20 protein-coding genes are annotated in these 23,085 nt (G+C 59.2%); 16 read left to right on the plus strand and 4 right to left on the minus strand.

Translation table 11 applies throughout. The annotated features are described in order from the left end of the window. Positions 1-13 precede the first annotated feature (13 nt). The 10 genes from GS614_RS13540 (at position 14) to GS614_RS13585 (ending at position 9,462) form a co-directional block, all read left to right on the plus strand. Complete coding sequence (locus tag GS614_RS13540; RefSeq protein WP_171726563.1) at positions 14-1,198, plus strand: hypothetical protein; 1,185 nt, start codon at positions 14-16, stop codon at positions 1,196-1,198. Next, the gene (locus GS614_RS13545) at positions 1,198-2,577 is read left to right on the plus strand and encodes an aldehyde dehydrogenase family protein (RefSeq protein ID WP_171726564.1); all 1,380 of its coding nucleotides are present in this window, start codon (positions 1,198-1,200) and stop codon (positions 2,575-2,577) included. Before GS614_RS13540 ends, GS614_RS13545 begins: the two co-directional genes overlap by 1 nt. Continuing rightward, a complete protein-coding gene (locus tag GS614_RS13550; RefSeq protein WP_152457501.1) occupies positions 2,574-3,197 on the plus strand; it encodes a BMC domain-containing protein in 624 nt (207 codons plus the stop codon). The genes GS614_RS13545 and GS614_RS13550 overlap by 4 nt, the downstream gene beginning before the upstream one ends. Then, positions 3,197-4,378, plus strand: coding sequence for a malate dehydrogenase (locus GS614_RS13555; protein WP_171726565.1), 1,182 nt, complete (start codon positions 3,197-3,199; stop codon positions 4,376-4,378). The genes GS614_RS13550 and GS614_RS13555 overlap by 1 nt, the downstream gene beginning before the upstream one ends. Further along, positions 4,375-4,785, plus strand: coding sequence for a Rid family hydrolase (locus GS614_RS13560; RefSeq protein ID WP_171228440.1), 411 nt, complete (start codon positions 4,375-4,377; stop codon positions 4,783-4,785). Before GS614_RS13555 ends, GS614_RS13560 begins: the two co-directional genes overlap by 4 nt. 95 nt (positions 4,786-4,880) lie before the next feature. Next, positions 4,881-6,161, plus strand: coding sequence for an ABC transporter substrate-binding protein (locus GS614_RS13565; protein ID WP_171170476.1), 1,281 nt, complete (start codon positions 4,881-4,883; stop codon positions 6,159-6,161). Between the two features lie 65 nt (positions 6,162-6,226). Beyond that, positions 6,227-7,078, plus strand: coding sequence for a branched-chain amino acid ABC transporter permease (locus tag GS614_RS13570; RefSeq protein ID WP_171119493.1), 852 nt, complete (start codon positions 6,227-6,229; stop codon positions 7,076-7,078). 1 nt (position 7,079) lies between these two features. Further along, positions 7,080-8,027, plus strand: a complete 948-nt coding sequence (locus tag GS614_RS13575; protein WP_171726566.1) for a branched-chain amino acid ABC transporter permease — start codon at positions 7,080-7,082, stop codon at positions 8,025-8,027. Then, positions 8,024-8,755, plus strand: a complete 732-nt coding sequence (locus GS614_RS13580) for an ABC transporter ATP-binding protein (RefSeq protein WP_171726622.1) — start codon at positions 8,024-8,026, stop codon at positions 8,753-8,755. Before GS614_RS13575 ends, GS614_RS13580 begins: the two co-directional genes overlap by 4 nt. Beyond that, positions 8,755-9,462, plus strand: a complete 708-nt coding sequence (locus GS614_RS13585; protein ID WP_171170480.1) for an ABC transporter ATP-binding protein — start codon at positions 8,755-8,757, stop codon at positions 9,460-9,462. Before GS614_RS13580 ends, GS614_RS13585 begins: the two co-directional genes overlap by 1 nt. A gap of 62 nt (positions 9,463-9,524) precedes the next feature. Here GS614_RS13585 and GS614_RS13590 read toward each other — a convergent pair whose 3' ends face one another. Further along, positions 9,525-10,529 carry an Ldh family oxidoreductase gene (locus GS614_RS13590; protein ID WP_171726567.1) on the minus strand — a complete coding sequence of 335 codons (1,005 nt, stop codon included), beginning with the start codon at positions 10,527-10,529 and terminating at the stop codon, positions 9,525-9,527. Positions 10,530-10,560: 31 nt separating this feature from the next. After that, entirely contained in the window at positions 10,561-12,990 is a 2,430-nt protein-coding gene (locus tag GS614_RS13595) for an FAD-dependent oxidoreductase (RefSeq protein ID WP_171726568.1), read from the minus strand. 322 nt (positions 12,991-13,312) lie between these two features. Between GS614_RS13595 and xylB the strand changes: the two genes are divergently transcribed. Genes xylB through GS614_RS13610 form a run of 3 tightly spaced genes read left to right on the plus strand, consistent with a single transcriptional unit; the run spans position 13,313 to position 17,012 of the window. Next, on the plus strand, positions 13,313-14,770 hold the full coding sequence (gene xylB / locus GS614_RS13600; RefSeq protein WP_171726569.1) for a xylulokinase: 1,458 nt from the start codon (positions 13,313-13,315) through the stop codon (positions 14,768-14,770). Then, positions 14,770-15,717, plus strand: a complete 948-nt coding sequence (locus tag GS614_RS13605; RefSeq protein WP_171726570.1) for an aldose epimerase family protein — start codon at positions 14,770-14,772, stop codon at positions 15,715-15,717. Before xylB ends, GS614_RS13605 begins: the two co-directional genes overlap by 1 nt. Continuing rightward, positions 15,714-17,012, plus strand: a complete 1,299-nt coding sequence (locus GS614_RS13610; RefSeq protein WP_253285371.1) for a cytochrome-c peroxidase — start codon at positions 15,714-15,716, stop codon at positions 17,010-17,012. Before GS614_RS13605 ends, GS614_RS13610 begins: the two co-directional genes overlap by 4 nt. Here GS614_RS13610 and GS614_RS13615 read toward each other — a convergent pair whose 3' ends face one another. Together GS614_RS13615 and GS614_RS13620 are read right to left on the minus strand one after the other, a co-directional pair. After that, the gene (locus GS614_RS13615; protein WP_253285372.1) at positions 17,013-18,512 is read right to left on the minus strand and encodes a CRTAC1 family protein; all 1,500 of its coding nucleotides are present in this window, start codon (positions 18,510-18,512) and stop codon (positions 17,013-17,015) included. A gap of 1 nt (position 18,513) precedes the next feature. Continuing rightward, a complete protein-coding gene (locus GS614_RS13620; RefSeq protein WP_152457514.1) occupies positions 18,514-19,731 on the minus strand; it encodes an ROK family transcriptional regulator in 1,218 nt (405 codons plus the stop codon). Positions 19,732-19,884: 153 nt separating this feature from the next. Here GS614_RS13620 and xylF point away from each other — a divergent pair, with 153 nt between their 5' ends. From xylF to GS614_RS13635, 3 genes are all read left to right on the plus strand, one after another. Further along, on the plus strand, positions 19,885-20,904 hold the full coding sequence (xylF, locus tag GS614_RS13625; protein ID WP_152457515.1) for a D-xylose ABC transporter substrate-binding protein: 1,020 nt from the start codon (positions 19,885-19,887) through the stop codon (positions 20,902-20,904). Between the two features lie 75 nt (positions 20,905-20,979). Then, a complete protein-coding gene (locus GS614_RS13630; protein WP_171726624.1) occupies positions 20,980-22,278 on the plus strand; it encodes a sugar ABC transporter permease in 1,299 nt (432 codons plus the stop codon). Then, positions 22,278-23,075: an ATP-binding cassette domain-containing protein gene (locus GS614_RS13635; protein ID WP_171119504.1), complete on the plus strand. Its 798-nt coding sequence runs from the start codon at positions 22,278-22,280 to the stop codon at positions 23,073-23,075. The genes GS614_RS13630 and GS614_RS13635 overlap by 1 nt, the downstream gene beginning before the upstream one ends. The last annotated feature ends 10 nt before the right edge of the window (positions 23,076-23,085 follow it).

The raw sequence follows: 23,085 nt of genomic DNA on the forward strand, positions 1-23,085 counted from the left end.
TTGAGGAGGTACCATGTCAGCCGGTTTCGAGGATTTCACGCGCGCGGTGACACGTGGCGCGACACGGGATGCACCCGTTGCCCAAAGGTTTGAGCGCATTGCTGTATTGGGTGGCGGCTCGGATGCCCGTCTTCTGGCAGCGCTGTGTCTGGCCGAAGGGGCTGAGGTTACGCTGTTTTCGGCCTATGGGGCGGAACTGTCACTGCTTGCGCAATCCTCGGGCATCGGTATTCGCGGCGAAGGGCCTGTGGGCACGTATCAGGTGGATCGCGACGGGCCTTCAATCCGCACCACGGCAGAGTTGGATGCAGCAGTGCGGGACGCACAGGCGATCTTTCTGACCGGGCCGATCCACAAACAGCGCACCTATGCGATGGTGCTGGCTGATCATCTGCACGATGGGCAGGTGCTTGTTCTGGCGCCCGGTCGCTCTTTGGGCGCGGTCGAAGCGGTCTGGATGCTGCGAATAGGCGGCTGCACTGCCGACGTTACTCTGGTCGAGGCGCAGGGCCTGCCATACTGGTATCAGGCCGAAGGTGCGGGCCTGACCCTGACGCAGGCGGCACCGATGGCTGCTGCGACATTGCCACGAGGCCGCGCGGACGTTCTTGAAGCGCTGCAACCCTATCTTTCGAACATCCAGCCGCTGGATTCGGTTCTGGCCTCAGGCTTTGCCGATCTTTCCGCTGCGGTCGAGATTCCGGCGTTGATCCTTGGTGGCGCGGGGCTGGGGTCCGGTGGACCGGAGGTGCCGATGGGCGGGGTGCCGCTGGAAGGCAACCGGACATTCTCTGCGTTCATAGGGCCGGAACAGCATGAGGTGATCCGCGGGTTGGCTGGCGAAAGGCGGCAGGTCGCAAAGGCCTTTGGCGTTCGAAACCTGCCCGAGACCGATGACTGGATCGCGACCTATGCCGGCGCCGAGCGGGGGGCGGGCGCGCGTCCGGTCCCGGATCGGCAGGCCGCGCGCCAATTGATGCGCGACGGCGTCTTGGGGTCATTGGTGCCCCTTGTTTCCGCCGCACAGCTCGCAGGTTTGACTGCGCCTCTGACGGAAAGCCTGATCTGCATGACAGATCGCATCCTGGGCGCTGACGTGGCCGCGTCCGGGCGCAGGCTGGAAACCATCGGAATTTCCGCAGGCGATGTCGATCAGGCCCGCCGTATCTTTGACACCATTGCCACCGGAGCCTCGTGATGGACGCTGATCTGAAATCCATCGCCGCCGCACGGCGCGCTGCTGAAACGGCTTTCGAAGCCTATCGCGCCTTTCTCGGCACCGACCCGGCACAGGTGGATGCCATCGTCGATGCCATGGCTCGGGCGATCGAACCTGAAGCTGAACGGTTGGGGCAATTGGCGGTCGAGGAAACCGGGTACGGCAACGTAGCAGACAAGCGGGTCAAGAATCTGTTCAACGCCTTGTCGGTCGCCGATTACCTGCGGGATGTCACGACGCTGGGTCTGTTGTGGCGGGACGATGCGACAAAGATCGCGGCCTTCGGAGAGCCGATGGGTGTGGTCGCGGCGCTTATCCCGGTGACAAATCCGACCTCCACGATCATCTACAAGGTTCTGTCTGCGGTGAAGGCGGGAAATGCCGTTGTCTGTGCCCCGCATCCGCGCGGCGTGGAATGCGGGAAGGAAACCGTCCGCATCATGGCGCGCGTTGCCGAACAGATGGGCGCACCCAAAGGGTTGATACAATGCCTGGACGCCGTGACCATTCAGGGCACCGCCGAGTTGATGAAGCATCGCCGCACGTCGGTTGTCATGGCGACAGGTGGCCCTGCCATGGTCAAGGCCGCCTATTCCAGTGGCAAACCGACGCTTGCAGTCGGGGCGGGGAACGTGCCGTGTTACGTGCACAAGTCCAAGGCGCGCGATCTGTCCGAAGTTGCCGAGATGATCGTGACGTCAAAAAGCTTCGACTATGGCACGGCCTGTGTCAGTGAGCAGGCCGTGGTCGCTGATCCTGAAATTGCACGCGATCTGCGCCATGAACTGAAACTCAAAGGCGCCTATTTCTGCACCCCGGCCGAGGCTGATCGGCTGGCTCGGGTCATCTTCAAGGGTGTTCAGGCAATGGATCCCGAACGCGTCGGCCAAAGCCCTCAGGCGCTGGCCGATGCTGCGGGGTTCTCGATTCCGCCGCGCACGCGCTGCCTGGTGTCGGAAGAGACCAAAGTGGGGTGGCAACGCCCGCTTTCGGCTGAAAAGCTGAACCCGGTGCTGGCCTTTTACGAGGCGAAGTCCACCGATCACGGCATCGAACTGGCGCAATCCATTGCCAAATTCGAAGGTTGGGGACATTCCTCGGTCATCCATTCCGATGACCCCGAGGTGGTCGCTCGGTTTTCCACCGTTCCCACGGGGCGGGTCCTGGTGAATACGCCGGGGATCATGGGCGGCATGGGGTATTCCACCGACCTTGAACCATCCTTCATGCTGGGTACCGGTACGTGGTCGGGGTCGATCACCTCGGACAACGTCACCGCCCTGCATCTCATCAACATCAAGCGGGTCGCGTATGAAAGCAGACCCTGGCGCGACATTTACGAGGAGTATGGCGCATGAGCGAGATCACGATCCGGGCGCTGATGCAGATCGACAACCTGCAACCGAAATTCGCTGCCTACAACGGCGCGACGGTGCAAGGGTCAGTGCCTTTGTCCGGTGACACCGTGCTGATCGGAGAGTTCGCGCCGGGCAATGGCGTGTTCTCGCTGATCGACCGGGCGCTCAAGGCGTCTTCGGTCGAAGCGACGACGCAGATGGTCGAGCGCGAATTCGGCTTCTTCATCCTCCGCTCACCTTCAAACGCCGAAGTATCCGCTGCACGGGACGCGATGCTGGCCGAACTTGGGGCTTCCATGACAGACCGGTTGAAGCCTGCCATCAGTTCCACGCAAATCATCACAAGTGTCGAACCCTATCAGGCGCAGCTTTTGAACAAATGGCGCAAGGGCGCGTTGATCGTGCCGGGGCAGACGTTGGGGATCGTGGAATGCGCGCCGGCCGCATATATCTCGATTGCCGCGAATGAGGCCGAAAAGGCCGCCGAGATTGACATCGTCGAGGTGCGCGCGGTGGGGCGGTTTGGTCGCTTGTTCATCTCGGGGTCTGAAAATTCGGTCAAAACCGCCGTCGAGGCCGCGACGCGTGCAATTGAGGCGGTGGACGGACAGGACGGCTGATGGCAACCCCTCGCGTCATAGGCTCGGATGCGGTCGAGGATGCGCGCCGCCGGGGCAGGATCGTATTCGAGGTTTTGCCGGGTGACATCGTGACGGCCCTTGCGCGTGAAACCGCAGAGCGTGTTGGTATCGCCTTGGTGGATGGCCCGCTGGAGAGACCGAAACCGCCGCGTACGGATGGTGCTGTTTCCATGCGCCGGGTGCTGTACCGCCGTTCACCCAAATGGGTTGCCCCTTCGCGTGTGCCGCGCAAAGCCCGCAGGCTGGGCAAACTTGCCTTGATCGGGGCAGGGGGTGTTGGCGGCAATGTCGCGCATCTGGCGGCGATGGCGGACATGGCGGATGAAATCGCGCTGATCGACATCACTCCGGGATTGGCGGCTTCGACTGCGCTGGATCTCAATCATACGTCCGGGATCACCGGTGCGCGGGCCCGATGTGTCGGTGGCGAAGCGATGGATCTGGTGGCCGGGGCGGATGTGGTCGTCGTCACGGCCGGACGAGCCCGCCGTCCGGGCATGACACGTGCCGATCTGATCGATGTGAATGCCCGCGTGATCCGACAGTCGGCCGAAGCGATCCGGTCGGCCGCGCCAAATGCCATCGTGATCGTGGTGACCAACCCGCTGGACGAAATGACGGTCGAGATGCTGCGTGCAACAGGTTTCCCCCGCGAACAGGTTTTGGGTATGGCAGGAACTTTGGACAGCAGCCGGTTTCGCAACGCGCTGGCGATGGCCGCGGGTGTCACGCCTGCGGACGTCGAAGCCTTCACGCTTGGCAGCCATGGGGACGAAATGGCCCCGATCCCCAGCCGTGCCAGGATCAAAGGCCGTCCGCTGGATGTATTTCTGTCCCGCGAACAGATCGAAGCCTGTGTTCAGGATGCGATCACCGGGGGCGGTCAGGTGGTTGCGCTTCGGAAGTCAGGCTCTGCAACGATAGCTCCGGCTCATGCCTCGATCGAATTGATTGATCACATTCGGGGCGCGCGCACGGGCCCGGTTCCGGTTTCGGTCATGCTGCACGGGGAATACGGCATCGACGGTGTCGTGCTGGGCGTGCCAGCCCATCTGGGTGCAGGCGGATTGGTTGAGGTCGAGGAGTTGCGGCTGACCGCCGAAGAAACCGCGGCATTGCAAAACGCGGCTGAAGCGATCCGGGTGAGGCTGGGCCTGTGACCCTGCGTTTTTGGAAATCCGGCGGACGGTTTGAAGAGGTGGCCTCGTACTCTCGGGCCAAGCGCATCGGCCCCTTTGTCTGGGTTGCCGGGACAACGGCCATCGAGCCGACGGGCCGCATCCACGCGCCCGGGGACGTTGGTGCGCAGACCTTTTACATCCTGTCACGCATCGAGGACGCACTGAAAGAGGTTGGCGCCGAACTGCGACATGTAGGGCGGGTGCGCGCCTACCTGACCGATCTGTCCCAAGCAGGCGCGTTTGCGCAGGCGCATGGCGAAGTTTTCAAGGGGATCGATCCGGTTCTGACCGCCGTTCAGGCTGGGCTGACGCAGCCGGGGCTGATGGTGGAAATCGACGTGGATGCCGTGATCCACGATGAAAACGGCGAAATCAGCGGATTCTGAACATGAGTCTTCAAGAAAGGAATTGATCGAACCATCTTCTTGTGTACTGTATACAGAATACAAGAAGGCATAATGAGACACAGGGAGCTAATGTGATGATCAAGACAGCGCTGCTCAGCGGAACATGCATCGCGCTCATGGCCTCGGCGGCCGGAGCGGAAATCAAGGTAGGATTCATTGGGTCGCTTTCCTCGGACACGGGATTGTCGACGCTGCGCGGGGCCGAGATTGCGATTGAAGAGCTCAACGCAAATGGCGGCGTGATGGGCGAACAGATCACTCTGGTCTCGGCGGATACCGGACAGGACCCGACCGAGGGCATCCGGGCCTATGAATACCTTGCGGAAACGGAAGAGGTCGATTTCATCATCTCGGGCTCGATTGACGATGTGTCGCTGGGATGGCTGCCCCGCATGCAGGAATACCGGATTCCGACGCTGGACACCTGGACATCCTATATCGGCATCATCGACATGGTGGTCGAAGACCCTGAAAGCATGGCGCCCTATTTCATGAACATCGCCTCGGATGAGGCGCTGGCCACGTTGTACATCAACTTTGGCGCGGATGTTCTGAAGGAAAAGATGGGGTGGGATTCCGTCGTCATTCTGGCGGAAGATACGGCCTTTGGCGAGGCGATCACCGGCCTTGTCACCGAAGCGCTTGCACCGGTTGCGGGTATCGAGGTCAAGGACATCATCACTTATGACGTCGCCACCGTCGATTTCGCTCCGATCTTCAGCCGCGCGCAGGATACCGGGGCGGACTTCATCTATCAGGTCTCGTCGGTGAATTCGCAGGTTGTGTCATCGCAATACGTGAAACTTCAGGTGCCGATGGCGATGACGGGCGTGAACGTCGCTGCACTGGGTATGGAGTATTGGGAAGATACGGGCGGTGCTGGCGGCGGTATCTCGACCCTGTCTCCGATCCCTTCGGTCGGGTTTCGGCTCGATCCGGCCAGCCAGGAGTTTGTCGATACCTATCAGGCGAAGTATGACAGCCGCCCGCTGCTACCGCATTTCAACGGGTTCAATGCCTATCATGGGCTGAAACAGGCGATGGCCGCAGCCGAAGAGGCCGGCGGTTTCGACAATGTCGAAGGCTGGGCCGATGCGATGAAGAAACAGGATCTGGTTCTGGAACTGGATGGCCAGCTGTGGCTGCGTTACGCCTTTTGGGGCGATGACGAGGTAGAGCCCGTGACAGGCCGGACTTATCCGCACAATATCCGTTTTGATCTGTCCGAGCCGTTCGACGATGCCGCGCCGTCAATGGTCGTGGTCCAATGGTACGAGGACGGCACCGCCGCCGTTGTCTATCCCGAGAAATACGCGACGGGTGAATTCACCTTGCCAAGCTGGGTCAAACAGTAACCTGTCCGTTCGCTTAGCTTGAAATGGGTGCGCGGGTGCGCGCACCCGCAGCCAGGGATCCTTACATGTTGCAAATACTGATCCAGGGGCTTTTGCTCAGCGGTCTCTATGCGCTTATCGCAATGGGTTTCACGCTGATCTTCAGCATCGGTCGGGTCCTGAACCTGGCCTACGGTGCCTATCTGATGGTCGGCGGGTACATGTATTTCTGGGTGTCCCAGACGCTGGGAATGCCAAAGCTGATGGGCGTTGCGGTGGCCGTGGTTCTGGGCGTTCTGATGGGGGTTCTGAAATACCGCCTGGTCGTCAAGACCCTGAAAGGGGATCACGTAGCCGTCGAGATCTCGACTCTGATCCTGGCGGTCGTGATTCAGGCCGGGATCGTTCTTGTATTTGGCGACAGCAGCAAGATCCTGCTGCCGATCGTGCCGGGCGTGATCAACGTGGCCGGAGCGTCCGTCACCTATAATATCCTGATCGCAACGATGATCAGTTGGGCCGTTTTGCTGGGCCTGTATGCTTTTGTCCGCCTGACACATACAGGGCGGGCGATGCAGGCGGTGTCGATGGACGCCAAGGGGGCCGCGATTTCAGGGATCGACCCGGATCGGATCAACCTGATCACATGGGGTATCTCAGGGGCACTGGGTGCGCTGGGCGGCGTGTTTTTCGCCAGCTATACGCAGCTTTCGCCGTCAATGTGGGTTGCGCCTTTGATCATCTCGGTGGCCGTCGTCATTGTGGGCGGCATCGGGTCGATCATCGGCACGCTGGTCGTTGCTCATATCGTCGGCTTTCTCGAAGTCATCGTTGTCGCCACCCTGGCGCCGGAACTGCGCGGTGTCTTCACCATGCTGCTGATCATCGGCGTGCTGGTGACGCGACCGCAGGGCCTGTTCGGCCGCGAGGAGTTGTAACATGGGTCTGCGCTGGTTTCACTTTGTCCTTTGGGGCGGCTTGATTGCGGGGATGCTGCTGCTGCCCCAGGTCGTCTCGAACGGGACGCTGCGCACGATGATCTTTGCCAACTATCTGGCCATCTTCGCTATCAGCTGGGATGTGCTGTCAGGCAGGACCGGGTATGTGAGTTTCGGGCATCCCTTCCTGATCGGTATCGGGGCCTATACGACTGCCATCCTGACCAAACGGTTTGACGTGCCGGTCGAAATCTCAATCCCTGTGGCCGTGTTGGTTACGATGATCGCAGGCCTGATTGTGTTGTTGCCCGCTCTGCGCATTCGCGGCAGCTACTTCGCGCTGGTCACACTGGCTTTCATGGAGCTGCTCTATCAGCTGGTTCAGGTGATCCGCCCGGATCTGACCGGCGGCACACGCGGGATGTCGGGAATTCAAACTCTGACACGCGGCGCGGCAAACGGGTACTACCTGTCCACGGCCCTGATGCTCAGCGTGGCGGTCAGCATGTGGCTGCTGATGAAAACCCGGCTGGGCACTGCACTGGCCGCCATCGGAATGAATGAAGAAAGCGTGCGCGGTTCGGGGCTCAGCACCACGCGGTTGAAGGCCTTTGCGTTTCTGACCAGCGCGTTCATCGCCGGTCTTGGCGGGGCGTTCTATGTCCATTACCTGGGCTCACTCGCGCCCCGCGCGCTGTTTGACATCAACTTTCTTTTCACCATCATCGTAGCGGCATTGCTGGGCGGAACATCGACCATCATCGGCCCCATGATCGGTGCGTTCTTCATGACGTTCCTTCTGGAATACCTGCGCCCCTTGCTTCCCGGGGCTGAACGGTATTTCGTCTACGGTGCCATCGCACTGCTTCTCTACATGTATCAGCCAAAGGGATTGGTTGAACTTGTGCAACGCGGCTTTCAAAGACTGCGGAAAGGGGGGCTGGCATGACCGTTGCGCTGAAAGTTTCCGGTCTCGTCAAACGGTTCGGCGGGCTGGTGGCCACGAATGATCTGTCCTTTTCCCTGCAAGAAGGAGAGTCGCTGGGCCTGATCGGTCCGAATGGCGCGGGAAAGACGACGGTATTCAGCCAGATCATGGGCGAATTGCGGCAGAACAGCGGTACGATCGAGCTGTTCGGCAATGAGATTTCGGCACTGTCGACGCCTCAGCGTATCCGGGCCGGGGTCAGTAGAACCTATCAGATACCTCGGCCGTTCGGCGACATGAGTGTTGCAGAAAACATCAGGGTTGGCCTGATGCCGGACGACATATGGCGCATGATCGTTTCGCGGCCGGATACGGACAGGGAAAAAGAGCTCGCGCTGAGTGTCGGGTTCACGGAAACGGATCTGAGCCGCTCACCCGCCGAACTGGCCATGGGTGATCTGCGCAAGCTCGAAATGGCCCGAACCATGGCCACCGCACCGCGTGTCATGTTGCTGGACGAGGTGTTTGCAGGTCTGACAGTCGGTGAAATCGCGCAGATCTCCGATCTCATACAATCCATGCGCAAGGACGGGATGACCTTTTTGATCGTCAGCCATGATTTGCCGGCGCTGGAACCGCTGATCGACCGCGCCATCGCCATCGAGCGGGGCACCATGATTGCCGAAGGCGCGTTCAGCGACGTGATGAACGACACGGCCGTTCAGGCCTCGTATCTGGGGAGCGTCTGATGTCCTATCTGGAAATCGAGAACCTGTCCGCGTTTTACGGCAAGGCCCGGGCGTTGACCGATATTTCGATCACGGTGCAGCCCGGTGAGATTGTCGCCGTGGTCGGCCCGAACGGTGCAGGTAAATCCACCTTGTTGGACAGCATCATGGGCCTTGTGAAAATCGAAGGCGACATCCGCTTGCGCGGGCACAGCCTTGCCGGTCGAAGCCCTTCGGAAATCGTGCGTCACGGGGTGGGCTATGCGCCCGAGCGGTTCAACCTGTTTCCCTATATGTCGGTGCGCGACAACCTGATGGTGGGGGCCTTCACCGCACGAGACGACATCGAAAACAACCTTGAGATGGTGCACAGTCTTTTCCCGCGTCTGCAAGAACGGGAAGGGCAGGAGACGTCGACCCAATCCGGCGGGGAAAGGCAGATGGTGTCCTTTGGCAGGGCCTTGATGACCAGCCCGGAACTGCTGCTTGTCGATGAGCCGACGATCGGTCTTGCCCCGAAGATCTGTCACGAGATTGCCGAAGTCGTCCGTCAGCTGAACAAGGAATACGGGCTGACCGTCGTCATCACGGAACAGAATGCCAATTTTGCCCTGTCGCTTGCCAGCCGCATCTATGTGCTGGAGTCCGGGCGGATGCAGACGTCGGGTACAGCTGACGAACTGAGAAATGACAAACGCTTGCTCGAGGCCTATTTCGGCGGCCATTGAGTGGCTTGGTTGGCAAGCCGGGCAGGTGCTGTCCGGCCATTCGATGGCGGGTGATTTCAGTTTCAGCCAAGTGCGGCCAGAACCTCGGTGCTCACGTCGATGCCATGGGCTTCGGCGGCTGCCCGATTTGCAAGGCGACCGTCCCCCGGAACCCGGGCGGATCCGTTGCCGGAAATCTCGGCGCAGATGCGGGCGACATATTCGTTGAAGGCCGCGTTGCCGAACCGGGTGGGATCGATGGCAATCAGGGTCGCACCACCTTTGATGTTCAGGGCGCCGAAGGATTCGCGTTCTTCGTTGTCCACGGACAGGGTCCCACCGGCCAGCGCGGCGCCCAACACCTCAACCATGAAAGCGATCGCGGCTCCCTTATGCTCTCCGAACGGCAATAGGCTGCGGGTTTCAAGGATGGCATTCGGGTCTGTTGAGGGCTCGCCTTGGGGATCAAGACCGGCAGGGCGGGGCAGGTCGTGCCCCTCGGCAGCGGCCATGCGGATATCCATGAGGGCCACCATGGACGAGGCCTGATCCCAGACCACGGGCGCGTCGCCGTCACGCGGGCAGGCAAAAGACATGGGGTTGGTGCCAAAAACCGGGCGAACCCCACCTTGCGGAACCACCATGGACAACGAGTTGATCACGGCAAAGGCCACCAATCCGGCTTCGGCCAAAGGTTCGGTGTCAAACCGTAACGCACCCAGATGGTGGCAGTTCGCACAGGTGAACGCGGCAATCCCGTTTTCCCGGGCCATCGCGATCAGGTCCTCGCGGGCCGCTGCCGCTGCAACCTGATAATACCCGTTGTCGGCATCACAGCGCAAAACGCCCGGGGCAACCTTTTCGGTTTTGGGCTTCGCGTGCCCGTTGGCGTAGCCGGACGTGAAGCTTTGGACATAGACCGGCAACATGCGCAACCCGTGACTGCGCGGGCCGTCCCGTTCAGACCGGGTGACGATATCGGCAAGTACATCACTGCTGCGCGAGTCCGCCCCGGCAGAAACAAAAACCGATTTGGCCAAGTCCCGAACTTCGGCAAGTGAAAGCGTTTTTGTCAGTTGTTCGGTCATCGGTTCGAGTCCAGTCTTTCTGTTTTCGCACTCAAGCGCGCGGGCGTGTGTTTGCGGGATCAACAGCACATGTGTCGATGACCACGGCGTCGCGCATCTCATTGTGGACCAGCACCTGCATTTTCGTTCCGGGCGCCGTCATGTTCTGTGGCACTAGTGCCATCGCAATGTCGTGGTTGCAATAATAAGAGAACCCGCCCGAGGTGACACGTCCGATCAGCTTGCCCTGAGCATAGACACCCTCGTCAAACATCACCGATGTTTCGCCAAAGGGCAGCTTCAGCGTGACCAACCGCCGGTACGTCCCTTCCTTTTTCTGTTTCAAAAGAGCGGCCTTGCCTATGAAGTCGCGACCATCAGTTACCACGAACCGATCAAGGCCGGCCTCGTATGGCGTCATGTCCTTGCAAATTTCGCGATTGATGGCGCGATAGGATTTTTCAAGACGCATGGATTCCAGTGCCTCAAGCCCGAAAGGTTTCACACCGGCCTTCAGCAGCAGGTCGACAAGATGGCGGTTGTAACCGACCGGGTGATGCAGTTCCCACCCCAGCTCGCCGGTATAGGACACGCGAAGCAGATGAACGCCCTTGGCGTACCCCACTTCACCCATTTGCGCAGAAAGCCAGGGGAAGGTTTCGTTCGACAGATCATTGTCGGTCAATGGTTGCAGGATCTCTCGTGCCTTGGGGCCAGCCAGAGCAATCACGCCCAATTGTTCTGAAAAATCTTCAAGAAGGACAGAGCTGTCATTGGGCAGCAAACGTCGCAGTTGATCCCAGTTGTAGGCGCGCCAGTTCGGGGTGGAGACCAGGTAAAAATCATTCTCGGCATAGCGGACGACCGTATATTCCGCATCCATGCCGCCCTTTGGGTTCAACAAAAGCGACAGGGTCATTCGCCCCACTTTGGGCAGCTTGTTCGCCATGAGGCCATCCAGCCATTCGGCGGCCCCGGGTCCGCGCAGGGTGAACTTGGTCATCGGTGACATCTCGATGAATCCGGCCACGTCACGGGTGGTGCGCACCTCTTCCTGAACGCGTTCCATGTGGTTGGTGCGACGGAAGGAATGTTCCGGAACAGCGTCCTCGCGCGATTTGGCGAACCAGCGCGGAAACTCATATCCGTTGGAGCTGGTCCAGACGGCGCCATGCGCGCTCAGCAAGTCGTAGGACCCCATCGTTTTCATCGGGCGCGCGTTGGGAAAATCTTCTCCGGGAATGTGCGCGTTCATGTGGGTCCCCCACGTTTCGCGCACCTTGTCCATGGTCCACCGCTTGGACGCGTAATCCGAAAAACGGCGTGGGTCGAGTTCAGACATGTCCATGCCCGGATCCCCATCGACAATCCAGCGGGCCAGGCGTTCACCAACAGTGCCCCCCCACAATATGCCGCCGGGCATGCCTTCGGCCAGCCACAGGTTTTCATGCCCCGGCGCAGGCCCCGCAAGCGGCAACTCGTCCGGTGTCATCTGGAACGGACCTCGGGTGTTGGCCTTGATACCCACCTCTGCAAGTGTCGGAACCCTCTCGATGGCACGTTCCCACTGCGTTTGGACCGCGTCGAAGTCTTCGGGCAAGAGGTCGGCACCAAAGTCAGGCGGAACGCGATCTTCGGCAAATAGCTTGAGGTCTTTGGTGAACTCATAAGGACCGAACTGAATGCCGCCCACATCTTCGCGCAGATAGGCACCGTAATCTTCATCCCGCAGGATCGGGAACTCGGGCAACCCTTGCGCGCGGCGTTCTTTCAGCAGCGGAACGGTTTCCGTTGTCCAATATTGGTGAACGATTGGAATGCAAGGCAGATCCAGACCAACACGGCGCGCGTTTTCGCGGGCATAGTTTCCGGTCGCGAAGACAAGATGTTCGCAAGTGATCTCACCCTGATTGGTTGTCACCCTCCAATGACCGTTTTCCAGTTTTTCATAAGCCAGCGCTTCGGTGTTCTGAAACACTTTGGCGCCTTTCTCGCGCGCCAGCCTGGCCATCGCCATGGTGATGTCGGCCGGGTTCACATAGCCGTCCTCGGTATGCAGGATGCCGCCGCGAATATGTTCCGATTGGTTTAGCAGAGGGTGCAGTTCGGCGATTTCCTCTGGCGTCAGCAGCTTGCAGGGCACACCGGCAGGTTCGGCAATCGAGACATAGGACAGGAACTCGTCCCAGCGTTCCAGCGTATTGGCAACGCGCAACTGGCCCACCTGGCGCAGCCCGACCGAAGCGCCGACCTTCTTTTCGACTTCGGAATAGATGCGGATGGTCTCCATCGTCATCTTCGAAACATTGTGGGATCGCACGAAGGTAACCAGCAGACCCGCCGCATGCCAGGTGGAGCCGGAGGTCAGCGTCGTTCTCTCCAGCATGACTGCATCTGTGCATCCATGCTGCGTCAGACCATAAAGAACCGAAGCCCCAACGCATCCGCCTCCAACGACGACAACCTTGGCATGTGACTGCATTCGACGCATTCCTTCCTAAGGCTGTTTTCGTTTCCAGAGGGTCAGTCAAAACGAAATCAGCGGGCTGAGAACTGATTGAACTGTTTACGTGAAATCCGCGTCAGGCAATTCGAAAAATTTTCCGGTCCAGCTGAGTTCAGTTAAACCATGATCGGGTTTGTCGATGATTTCACGCGGTCTGCGAGGCGGTGCGCAAAAATACCGGCCATCTCTTGTTTGGAATTGTTGTGGTAGCGCAAACTGTGCTGGTAAGGTCCGACATCGGCTTGGGGTGCGCTTTGCTGCGCCCGCGATCCGTGCGGCATACGAAGGGGGAAATCGCGTGTATCTCGGTCTGGATTTGGGGACGTCAGGTCTTAGGGGAATTGTGGTCAGCGAAGAGGGCAAAGTCGTTGCTGAAGCCGAGGCAGGTGTCGAGACATCGATTTTGCATCCCGGCTGGTCGGAACAAGATCCGTCCGATTGGGTAGAAGCCTGCCAAAACGTCGTTGCCCAATTACGCGCGTTGAACGGTGTTGCATTTTCTGCGGTGCGCGGCGTCGGTCTGAGCGGCCACATGCACGGTGCCACGTTGCTGGATCGGGATGGCAATGTGCTGCGGCCCTGTATCCTTTGGAACGACACGAGATCAGCGCAGGAAGCTGCGGAGCTGGATGGTCTGCCGTCGATGCGCGCGATCACCGGGAACATCGTTTTTCCGGGCTTCACCGCACCCAAGCTGGAATGGGTGCGCGGGCATGAGCCTGACATGTTTGCGAAGACATCCAAGGTGTTGCTTCCGAAAGATTATCTGCGTTTCTGGCTCACCGGTTCCTATGTCAGCGACATGTCCGACAGCGCCGGTACGGCATGGCTGGACGTTGGAAAACGTGAATGGTCAGACACTGCGCTGGATCAAAGCCATATGCGCCGGGATCAAATGCCAGAGCTGGTTGAAGGCAGTTCGGCAGGCGGAGAGCTGCGGTCAGAGATCCTTCGGCAATGGGGCCTGACTGGGCCCGTCGTGGTTGCCGGCGGGGCCGGTGACAACGCGGCAGCGGCCTGCGGCATCGGAAGCATCGGTGAGGGCAGCGGATTTCTTTCATTGGGCACGTCGGGTGTGTTGCTTGTCGCAAAGGAAAGCTATGCGCCCGCGCCGGAAACAGCCGTTCATTGTTTTTGCCATGCGGTGCCGGATCGCTGGATTCAAATGGGTGTGATCCTGTCGGCCACCAACAGTCTCAACTGGCTGTCCCGTCACCTCGGTCAACCCGTCGGCACGCTGGCATCGACCCTGCCGGATTCGGTGAAGGGGCCTTCAAAGATTACATTCCTTCCGTACCTGTCCGGTGAACGGACGCCTCACAACGACAGCGACGTACGCGGGGCATTCCTGGGGCTGGATATCGCATCGGAACCCGCTGATCTGACGCAATCCGTGACAGAAGGGGTTTCCTTTGCCATGCGCGATTGTTTGGAGGCGCTCAAAAGCACGGGCACCAATCCCGAAAGTCTTCTGGTCGTCGGTGGCGGTGCGCGGTCTCGGTTTTGGCTGGAAACGCTGGCCACGGTTCTGAACACGCCGCTTGCTGTGCCCGATGGAAGTGGGTTCGGCGCAGCCATAGGTGCGGCGCGTCTTGCTGCATGTGCGGTGGATGGCGCCGACCCCAAGGATGTCATGCTGGCCCCGGAAGTCGCTGAGCGTGTTGAACCACGTGTCGAGCTGTCCGGCGCATATGAGGCGGAATATCAGCGGTATCGCGAATACTATGCTGCTTTGTCCCCTTTGGCCGCGCGCTGATGGCTGATCCCAAACCCAGGCCTGTCGAGCAGGTCCTTCTGGAAGACGGCAACATGTCCGTTTCCCTGTTGAACTATGGCGCAATCACGCGAGGCTGGTGGCTTGGCGAAACACCTTTGATATTGGGCTACGAAAACCCGCAGGATTACCTGTCGGACCCGTTCTACCTTGGCGCGATGGTCGGGCGAGTGGCCAACCGCATCGGCGGGGCACAGTTTGCATTGCAGGGGCGCGTTCATCACCTGACAGCAAACGAAGGGCCGACAACGCTGCATGGTGGCCCGAGCGGGCTGTCGCGCAAATACTGGAATATCGTGAAAACCTCTCCAAATCAGGCGGTTCTGTCCTTGACTTCACCTGAAGATGAAGGCGGTTTTCCCGGTGAAGTCAAATTCGAGGTGCATGTCGAACTGACCTGTCCGCGTCTGATCTATACAATCAGCGCGCGCCCGGATCGCCCAACGCCGATCAGCATCGCGCAGCACAATTACTACACTCTGGGCTGTCCTGAGGATATCCTGGACTGCCGGCTCAGGCTGAGGTCGAACCGGGTGCTGGAGCTGGACGCGCGTTCCGTTCCTTCCGGAGATATCTCAGCCGTCGGCGACAGTGTGCCAGATTTCGCGTTGTCACGCATCGTCGGGGCAAAGGGGCGCGAGCTGGACCATTATTTTGTGTTTGATGACGGTGGAACCCATGATCATCCGGTCGCAGAGGTCACGGCACCTTCGGGATTGAAGATGAACCTGTATTCAGATCAACCCGGCGTACAGGTCTATGCCGGGGCACATCTGTCAGGCCGATTTAGCCCGTGTGCGGGGCTGTGCATTGAACCGTCAGGATATCCGAACGCCGTGAATGTCCCCGCGTTCCCGACCGTCATCCATACGCCGGACAGCCCGTATCAACAAACTCTGACACTTGAGATATCCGAGGAACGATCATGAGACTTCAGATTGCAGCACATGCCGTAGGCATCTGGATGTCGCTTTCAGTTGCTCAGGCGCAAGACCTTGGTCCGAAACCTGAATTCATCGAACCTGACTTTTCAAACGCAGAGTTGGGGCAACTGCTGTTCTACGATCCGATCCTGTCGGGCAACAAGAACATCAGCTGCGCAACCTGTCATCATCCGAAACTGGGAACATCCGACCGGCTTTCACTGGGTATCGGCGAAGGTGGCGCTGGGCTGGGTGGTCAGCGCAAGGTCACACAAGACAACAGGCCCGAGCAGCGCATTCCCCGGAACTCGCCCGCGATGTGGAACCTCGGGGCGCTGGAATTCACGACGTTTTTCCATGACGGTCGCCTCGAGACGGATCCGTCACAGCCCAATGGCATCAGAACCCCGTTGGGGACGCATATGAGGCCGGGGTTCAAATCGGCTTTGGCGGCGCAGGCGATGTTTCCGGTGCTGTCACCTGACGAAATGGCGGGGCATTATTCAGAAAACGAGGTGAGCAAGGCCGTACGACTCGGCTTGCTGACCCAAGAGGGTGGCGCCTGGGATCTGATCGCCGTGCGTGTGGCGGCGATACCAGAGTATCAAAGGCGATTTGATGACATCGCGCCCGGAGAAGACATCTCCTTTACCGCAATCGCCAATGTCATTGCCGATTTCATCGCGTTTGAATGGCGGGCTGACAACAGCCTGTTTGATCGTGCGATGCGAGGCGAAGACACGCTGCCCGAACAAGCGCAGCTGGGGATGGCGCTGTTCTACGGAAAGGCTGGATGCAGCGCCTGCCATTCCGGCTGGTTCCAGACCGATCACGGGTTCCATTCCATCGCCATGCCTCAGATAGGCCCCGGAAAATCAGCTCGTTTCGAAAATCATGTGCGGGATGACGGGCGACTGCGCGTCACGGGCGACAAGGATGATGCGTTCGCATTCCGCACGCCTTCGCTGCGCAACGTGACCCTGACGGCGCCATATGGCCACAGCGGTGCCTACGCACGGCTTGAGGATATCGTGCGCCATCATCTGGACCCGGTTTCCGCGTTGCGGAACTACGCCATCGAAATGGCTGACCTGCCAGAGTTTTTCGGGGCAGAGGATCAAAAGGCTTTGCTTGATCCCCGGCATGTCGAAGCCATAGCTGCGTCAAACGATCTGGCGCCCATCGACCTGAGTGATGACGAGGTCGATGCCATCCTGAGTTTTCTGGGCACGCTGGAAGATCCGGCTGTGCGGCTGGGTGTTCCCCAAACGGTTCCCAGCGGATTGCCCGTCGATCAGTGATCAACGGCCGAGGCGGATCACCTGATTGGCATCTACCTTCTGCCAATCTCCATGTTCACCATCAGGCCAGATCACCCGTACTTCTGCGGTTTCGAGGTCTCCTAAACCAAAGTGGTGGAACCCGGCAATTCCGCTGGCGTGCCCCCCGCCAATGGTCACTTCACGGGTTTGAATGCCCTCGGGCGTCCTGACCTCGATAAAACTGCCGACTGCCTGTCTGTTGGGGTGGCTCTGGCCGAGATCAATCATGAGCCAGTTGCCGGTCGTCGGTTCATTCTGAAAAACCTCTAGGTCCGAGCCACGATTGACCACCACCAAATCCAGCCACCCATCCCCGTCGAAATCCGCCAGGGCCCCGCCGCGGGACTTTGCCATGGACGCGACACCAGCCTCTGATGCTGTTTCGACAAACTGACCGGTGAAGGTCTGCATCAACAGATTGTTGGGGTCGTTCTGCGCCGCGTCGGGCATCTGCTCGACATTGCCTTTGGCGACGAAAATGTCGTCCAGCCCATCATTGTTGACGTCCCCGAACTGTGCATGCCAGCCGGTCGAGGGGCGGCCGTCTCCTCCTGCATGTGGCCTGTGTGCCGTTGTTCCACGGTCGTAAGTCGCATCCCGCCATGTCGGCCCATCTGATGCAGGGTCAAAAACCTGGTATTTCTGGTCCCCCATGGACGTCAGATAAACATCGGAAAACCCGTCACCGGTCAGATCCCGCGAGGCGATCCCCATGCCCCAGATCGAATAGGGTAGCCATCCATCGGCCTCGCTGTACAGGCGCGGGGTGTCTTCCATGGCCCACAATTGCTCTTGCCCGCCACGCACATAATAGTGGCGGTCATTGCTGACACGCAGATCCGCGCGACCGGTGCGCGCCCAGTCGGAAAACAGGATCGACAGGGAACAGTGACCGGGTTCCAAACGGACAGGATCGCCATACTTTTCGCCTTGGGGTCGGTACAAAAGCGTCGGCCCGCAAGCCTCAAAAGGTCCATTCGGATTGCTTCGGTCGACATAGGTTCCAAAGGCCAGCGTTGGCAGGGTTTGCCCCCGTTCCCAAGTGGCGGAAAAGCCGGTGGTCCAATGGTCCTGAGATTGAAAATTCAGTGCCGTGAACGGCTCGAACGCGCAGTTCGGTTTGCCACGAAGCAACAGGTCTTTGCCTACGCGCAAAACCGCAAGGTCCAGGAACCCATCGCCGTCAATATCCACCGGGTATGCGCCGGTCACACGGGTCAAGGATAGATGGCCGGGCGTATCCTGAAGAAAACGGACCTCTGTGTCGGCTGTGTTGATGAACAATTGCGCTGGGCTTGATCCGCCTGCCACGAACATTTCAGGGCGGTCGTCATCATTGCAGTCGAAGACCGCGACACCCCCGCCGACGAAATGTTCCCAGCCGCCATCGTAAACATGGCCGGGGGTTTCCACCTTTTGAAAGCGGGGTGGAACGGTGTCCGCAGCGGCAGCGGAACCTGCCGCAAGCAAGAGTGCCATCTTAGTTCGCATGAGCCGCCAGTTCCCTGACCTTCAGGATAGAGACTTGTTCAATTCCATAAGCCGCTGCCCCTTTTGCCCACATTGAATCGCCCCAGTGGTTGACCTTGATTTCCGGCAACGGCGCGTCGACGCTGACGACGCCGTTTTGGACACGTGCCATCACCTCGTCTGAATGCAGGTAGTCAAATCGGCCTCTGGCGCCGGACAGGATAATGCACTCGGGGTCGAACAGATTGATCAGGTTCGAAACTCCCATCCCGAACATTTGGCCCGCGCGGGCCAGAACGGAAATGGATCGGGCGTCGCCGGCTTTTGCTGCTGCAAGTATATCGACAAGAGTGCGGGGATCCGTTGCTTCACTGGCGATCGTGGCTTCGCGGATCAGGGCGTATTCCCCCACATAGGCCTCCAGGCATCCGCGCTGGCCGCACTGACACAAGGCACCGTCCAACTGAACTTTGAGGTGCCCGAATTCTGCGCCGCATCCGCGTTCACCGCGATAAAGCTTGCCATCAAGGACGATGCCCAGGCCGATGCCATGTTCGATCGTAACAACCAAAAAGTTCTTCAGCCCCTTTCCCAACCCAAAAAGCTGTTCCGCCTTTGCGACCAGATTGGCGTCGTTTTCGATGAAGGCGGGGCAGGGGAGCACCTTGGACAACAGCGGGCTCAAATCCACATTTCGTTCCGTCAGCGAAGATGACCAATGCACAAAGTTCTGATTTGCATCGATAAGGCCAGCGATGCCGATGCAGACACCTGACAAATCGGCAAGGGATCGGTTTGCCGAGGCGCAGGCCTGATCAAGCACGCCGCGGATCTTCTTGGCAAACGCATCCGGGGCCATGCGGGCTTGGTCCAGCGGATGCGTGTACGAAGTGATTTCGGTTCCTTCAAAATCCACGAGAATGACTGAAACCTGCTGGCGGGCGACTTTCACGCCCGCGATCAGATGTGACGCGCCATTTAGTTTCAGCTGTACCCGCGGTCTGCCGCGGCGCGCTGATTTGGAAGGTGTTTCGCTTTCTATTTCCGCAATCAGACCGGCAGACAGCAGATCGGCAGTGGCGGACGTGATGGTCGCTGGGCTGGTCTCCAACGCGGTGGCGATGTCGATTCGCGAAATGGTTCCTGTGGCCCGGATTTTTTCCAGAACGCGCAGGCGAGTGACGTTCCTTTGGTCCGTGGCATTTGAAGAAGCTTTGCTTTTCAGCATCTTGCCCTCGCGAATCTGATCCCTGTTTCAACCTAGGTGGTTTTTTCAGTTACCGATAGCATAAATATTTTACCGACTGAAATAAATATGCTACTCAGAATTATCGGGGCCACGAATCATGAAACGATGGCTCAATGAAACCGGGAGGAAATCATGAAACGAATTCTCAGCGCCTCTGTCGTGGCGGTCCTGATGGGGACAGCTGCATTCGCAGAGCCCACGGTCGGCGTAAGCTGGTCGAATTTCCAGGAAGAGCGTTGGAAGACCGACGAAGCGGCGATCAAGGCTGCACTGGAAGCGGGCGGTGCGGAATACATCTCGTCGGATGCCCAATCTTCTTCTGCCAAGCAATTGTCGGATATTGAAAGTCTGATCGCCCAGGGCGTTGATGCGCTGATCATCCTGGCGCAGGATTCCCAGGCCATCGGCCCGGCAGTGCAGGCGGCGGCTGACGAAGGCATTCCGGTCATCGCGTATGACCGTCTGATCGAAGATGACCGTGCCTTCTATCTGACATTCGATAACGTTGAAGTCGGCCGCATGCAGGCCCGCGCGGTGTTCGAGGCGATGCCGAAAGGCAACTATGTGATGATCAAGGGCTCGCCCACGGATCCGAACGCGGATTTCCTGCGCGGCGGTCAGCAAGAGATCATCCAGGCCGCCGTTGACAGCGGCGATATCGTCATCGTGGGTGAAGCTTATACCGACGGTTGGTTGCCTGCGAACGCACAGCGCAACATGGAACAGATCCTCACCGCGAATGAAAACAACGTCGATGCCGTCGTGGCCTCGAATGACGGTACTGCCGGCGGCGTTGTTGCAGCACTGACCGCGCAGGGCATGGAAGGCATTCCGGTCTCGGGTCAGGATGGCGATCACGCGGCGCTGAACCGGGTTGCCAAGGGTACGCAGACCGTTTCTGTCTGGAAAGATGCGCGTGAGCTGGGCAAAGCTGCCGGGGAAATTGCAGTTGCGTTGAGCAACGGAACCAGCCCCGAGGACATTGAAGGTGCCATCAAATGGACTTCGCCCGGCGGAACCGAGATGAATTCGGTCTTCCTTGCGCCTGTACCGATCACCAAAGACAACCTGTCCGTCGTGGTCGATGCTGGCTGGATTCCGTTGGAAGACCTGTGTCAGGGCGTCGAAAACGGCCCTGCACCCTGTAACTAATCCAAGTTCCAAACCATGATATCTCTGGCCCGCAAGGGTGGGCCAGAGATCATAGCTGAACATGAAAGATCGGATATGACCGAAACTTCGTCTCAGCCGGTACCCCAAAAAGCAAAGTCCAACCTGTTTCAGCAACTGGAACTGGATATGCGGCTATTGGGCATGATCGGCGCCTTCATCATCCTGTGCATCGGCTTCAACATCTTTACGGACGGCCGCTTTCTGACGCCCAGAAACCTGTTCAATCTGTCGATCCAAACCGTCTCGGTCGCCATCATGGCCTGTGGCATGGTGTTCATCATCGTCATGCGCCACATCGATCTGTCGGTCGGCGCACTTCTGGCGACAACATCTGCCGTCATGGCGATGACACAGACCGAGCTGTTGCCGAACGTGTTGGGGATGGGATTGAACCACCCCGCGACATGGGCGATCACGTTGGTGGTGGGTCTTGCGGTCGGGACAATGATCGGTGCGTTCCACGGTTGGATGGTGGGGTATCTGACCATCCCAGCCTTTATCGTGACGCTTGGTGGGTTTCTGGTCTGGCGCAACGTTGCCTGGTACATGACTGACGGCCAGACAATCGGCCCGCTGGACAGCACGTTTCTGATGTTTGGCGGCACCAACGGAACCTTGGGAACAACCGTCAGCCTCCTGTTCGGCCTTGCCGCCACTGCTATCGCGATCTGGGCGTTGTGGAGCGGTCGCCGGTCCAAAGCGGCTCATGGGTTCCCTGTCAAGCCAGTCTGGGCCGAAGCGACACTTGCCGGGATCGTTGGCATTGCCATCATGGGCTATGTCTTTATCGTCAACAGCTATGCCATCCCGACACGTCGGCTTGAACGCATGTTCGAAGCGCGCGGCGAGACCATGCCGGAAGGGCTGGTTGTGGGATACGGCATCCCGATTTCGGTCCTGATCCTGATCATTGTGGCGGTGACGCTGACCGTCGTGGCCCGCAAAACCCGCTTTGGACGCTATATCTTTGCAACTGGCGGCAACCCGGATGCAGCCGAATTGTCGGGCATCAACACCCGTTTGATGACCGTCAAGATCTTTGCCCTGATGGGGTTCCTGTGCGCGCTGTCGGCGGTTGTGGCCTCGGCCCGTCTGGCCAATCACTCGAACGATATCGGAACGCTGGATGAGCTGCGCGTGATTGCCGCCGCCGTGATCGGTGGAACGGCGCTGTCCGGCGGCATCGGCACGATCTACGGCGCAATCCTTGGCGCGCTGATCATGCAGGCGCTGCAATCGGGCATGGCCATGGTTGGCGTTGACGCGCCGTTTCAGAATATCGTCGTCGGCACCGTCCTGGTTCTGGCCGTCTATATCGACATCGTCTATCGCAAACGTCTGGGGGCGAAATGATGCAAGCACAAGAAACACAGAACCGGGCTTCGGGTCGCGGATCGGGCCAGCCTCCGCTGGTGGAAATGCGCGATATCTCGATTTCCTTCGGGGGTATCAAGGCGGTAGACCATGTGTCGGTTGATCTCTACCCGGGCGAGGTCGTGGGCCTTCTGGGCCACAACGGGGCCGGCAAATCCACCCTGATCAAGGTTCTTTCGGGCGCCTATCAGATGGACCATGGCGAAATCCTGATCGACGGCAAGAAGGTCGAGATCAACAACCCCCGCGACGCGCGCGCCAACAATATCGAGACGATCTATCAGACGCTGGCGCTGGCGGACAACCTGGATGCAAGTTCGAACCTGTTTCTGGGCCGCGAAATGGTCACGCCCTTTGGTCTGGTCAACGACGCCGCGATGGAGGCGGAATGCCGCAAGATCATGGCGCAGCTGAACCCGAACTTTCAGAAGTTCAATGATCCGGTCTCGGCCCTGTCGGGCGGTCAGCGTCAATCGGTGGCCATTGCACGGGCGGTGTATTTCAACGCGCGTATCCTGATCATGGACGAGCCCACGGCCGCACTTGGCCCGCACGAAACACAGATGGTGGCGGACCTGATCCAACAGCTCAAGGCGCAGGGGATCGGGATTTTCCTGATCGACCATGATGTACACGCGGTGATGGAGCTGTGTGACCGGGCCTCGGTCATGAAGAACGGGCAATTGGTTGGAACAGTCGATATCGCAGACGTCACCGATGACGATCTGTTGTCGATGATCATTCTGGGCAAAAAGCCCGGCGAAAAGACGGAATGAGGTAAGCGAA

The organism is Ruegeria sp. HKCCD6604, from assembly GCF_013110635.1.
In the GTDB taxonomy this organism is placed as follows: domain Bacteria; phylum Pseudomonadota; class Alphaproteobacteria; order Rhodobacterales; family Rhodobacteraceae; genus Ruegeria.

What these genes read in the sequence shown, in the direction of transcription:
- GS614_RS13595 (WP_171726568.1), bottom strand. Translation starts at nt 12,990, where the DNA reads ATGCAGTCACATGCCAAGGTTGTCGTCGTTGGAGGCGGATGCGTTGGG.
- GS614_RS13540 (WP_171726563.1), top strand. Translation starts at nt 14, where the DNA reads ATGTCAGCCGGTTTCGAGGATTTCACGCGCGCGGTGACACGTGGCGCG.
- GS614_RS13590 (WP_171726567.1), bottom strand. Translation starts at nt 10,529, where the DNA reads ATGACCGAACAACTGACAAAAACGCTTTCACTTGCCGAAGTTCGGGAC.
- GS614_RS13585 (WP_171170480.1), top strand. Translation starts at nt 8,755, where the DNA reads ATGTCCTATCTGGAAATCGAGAACCTGTCCGCGTTTTACGGCAAGGCC.
- GS614_RS13550 (WP_152457501.1), top strand. Translation starts at nt 2,574, where the DNA reads ATGAGCGAGATCACGATCCGGGCGCTGATGCAGATCGACAACCTGCAA.
- GS614_RS13580 (WP_171726622.1), top strand. Translation starts at nt 8,024, where the DNA reads ATGACCGTTGCGCTGAAAGTTTCCGGTCTCGTCAAACGGTTCGGCGGG.
- GS614_RS13615 (WP_253285372.1), bottom strand. Translation starts at nt 18,512, where the DNA reads ATGGCACTCTTGCTTGCGGCAGGTTCCGCTGCCGCTGCGGACACCGTT.
- GS614_RS13610 (WP_253285371.1), top strand. Translation starts at nt 15,714, where the DNA reads ATGAGACTTCAGATTGCAGCACATGCCGTAGGCATCTGGATGTCGCTT.
- xylF (WP_152457515.1), top strand. Translation starts at nt 19,885, where the DNA reads ATGAAACGAATTCTCAGCGCCTCTGTCGTGGCGGTCCTGATGGGGACA.
- GS614_RS13565 (WP_171170476.1), top strand. Translation starts at nt 4,881, where the DNA reads ATGATCAAGACAGCGCTGCTCAGCGGAACATGCATCGCGCTCATGGCC.
- GS614_RS13630 (WP_171726624.1), top strand. Translation starts at nt 20,980, where the DNA reads ATGACCGAAACTTCGTCTCAGCCGGTACCCCAAAAAGCAAAGTCCAAC.
- GS614_RS13605 (WP_171726570.1), top strand. Translation starts at nt 14,770, where the DNA reads ATGGCTGATCCCAAACCCAGGCCTGTCGAGCAGGTCCTTCTGGAAGAC.
- GS614_RS13570 (WP_171119493.1), top strand. Translation starts at nt 6,227, where the DNA reads ATGTTGCAAATACTGATCCAGGGGCTTTTGCTCAGCGGTCTCTATGCG.
- GS614_RS13635 (WP_171119504.1), top strand. Translation starts at nt 22,278, where the DNA reads ATGCAAGCACAAGAAACACAGAACCGGGCTTCGGGTCGCGGATCGGGC.
- GS614_RS13575 (WP_171726566.1), top strand. Translation starts at nt 7,080, where the DNA reads ATGGGTCTGCGCTGGTTTCACTTTGTCCTTTGGGGCGGCTTGATTGCG.
- GS614_RS13620 (WP_152457514.1), bottom strand. Translation starts at nt 19,731, where the DNA reads ATGCTGAAAAGCAAAGCTTCTTCAAATGCCACGGACCAAAGGAACGTC.
- GS614_RS13545 (WP_171726564.1), top strand. Translation starts at nt 1,198, where the DNA reads ATGGACGCTGATCTGAAATCCATCGCCGCCGCACGGCGCGCTGCTGAA.
- GS614_RS13555 (WP_171726565.1), top strand. Translation starts at nt 3,197, where the DNA reads ATGGCAACCCCTCGCGTCATAGGCTCGGATGCGGTCGAGGATGCGCGC.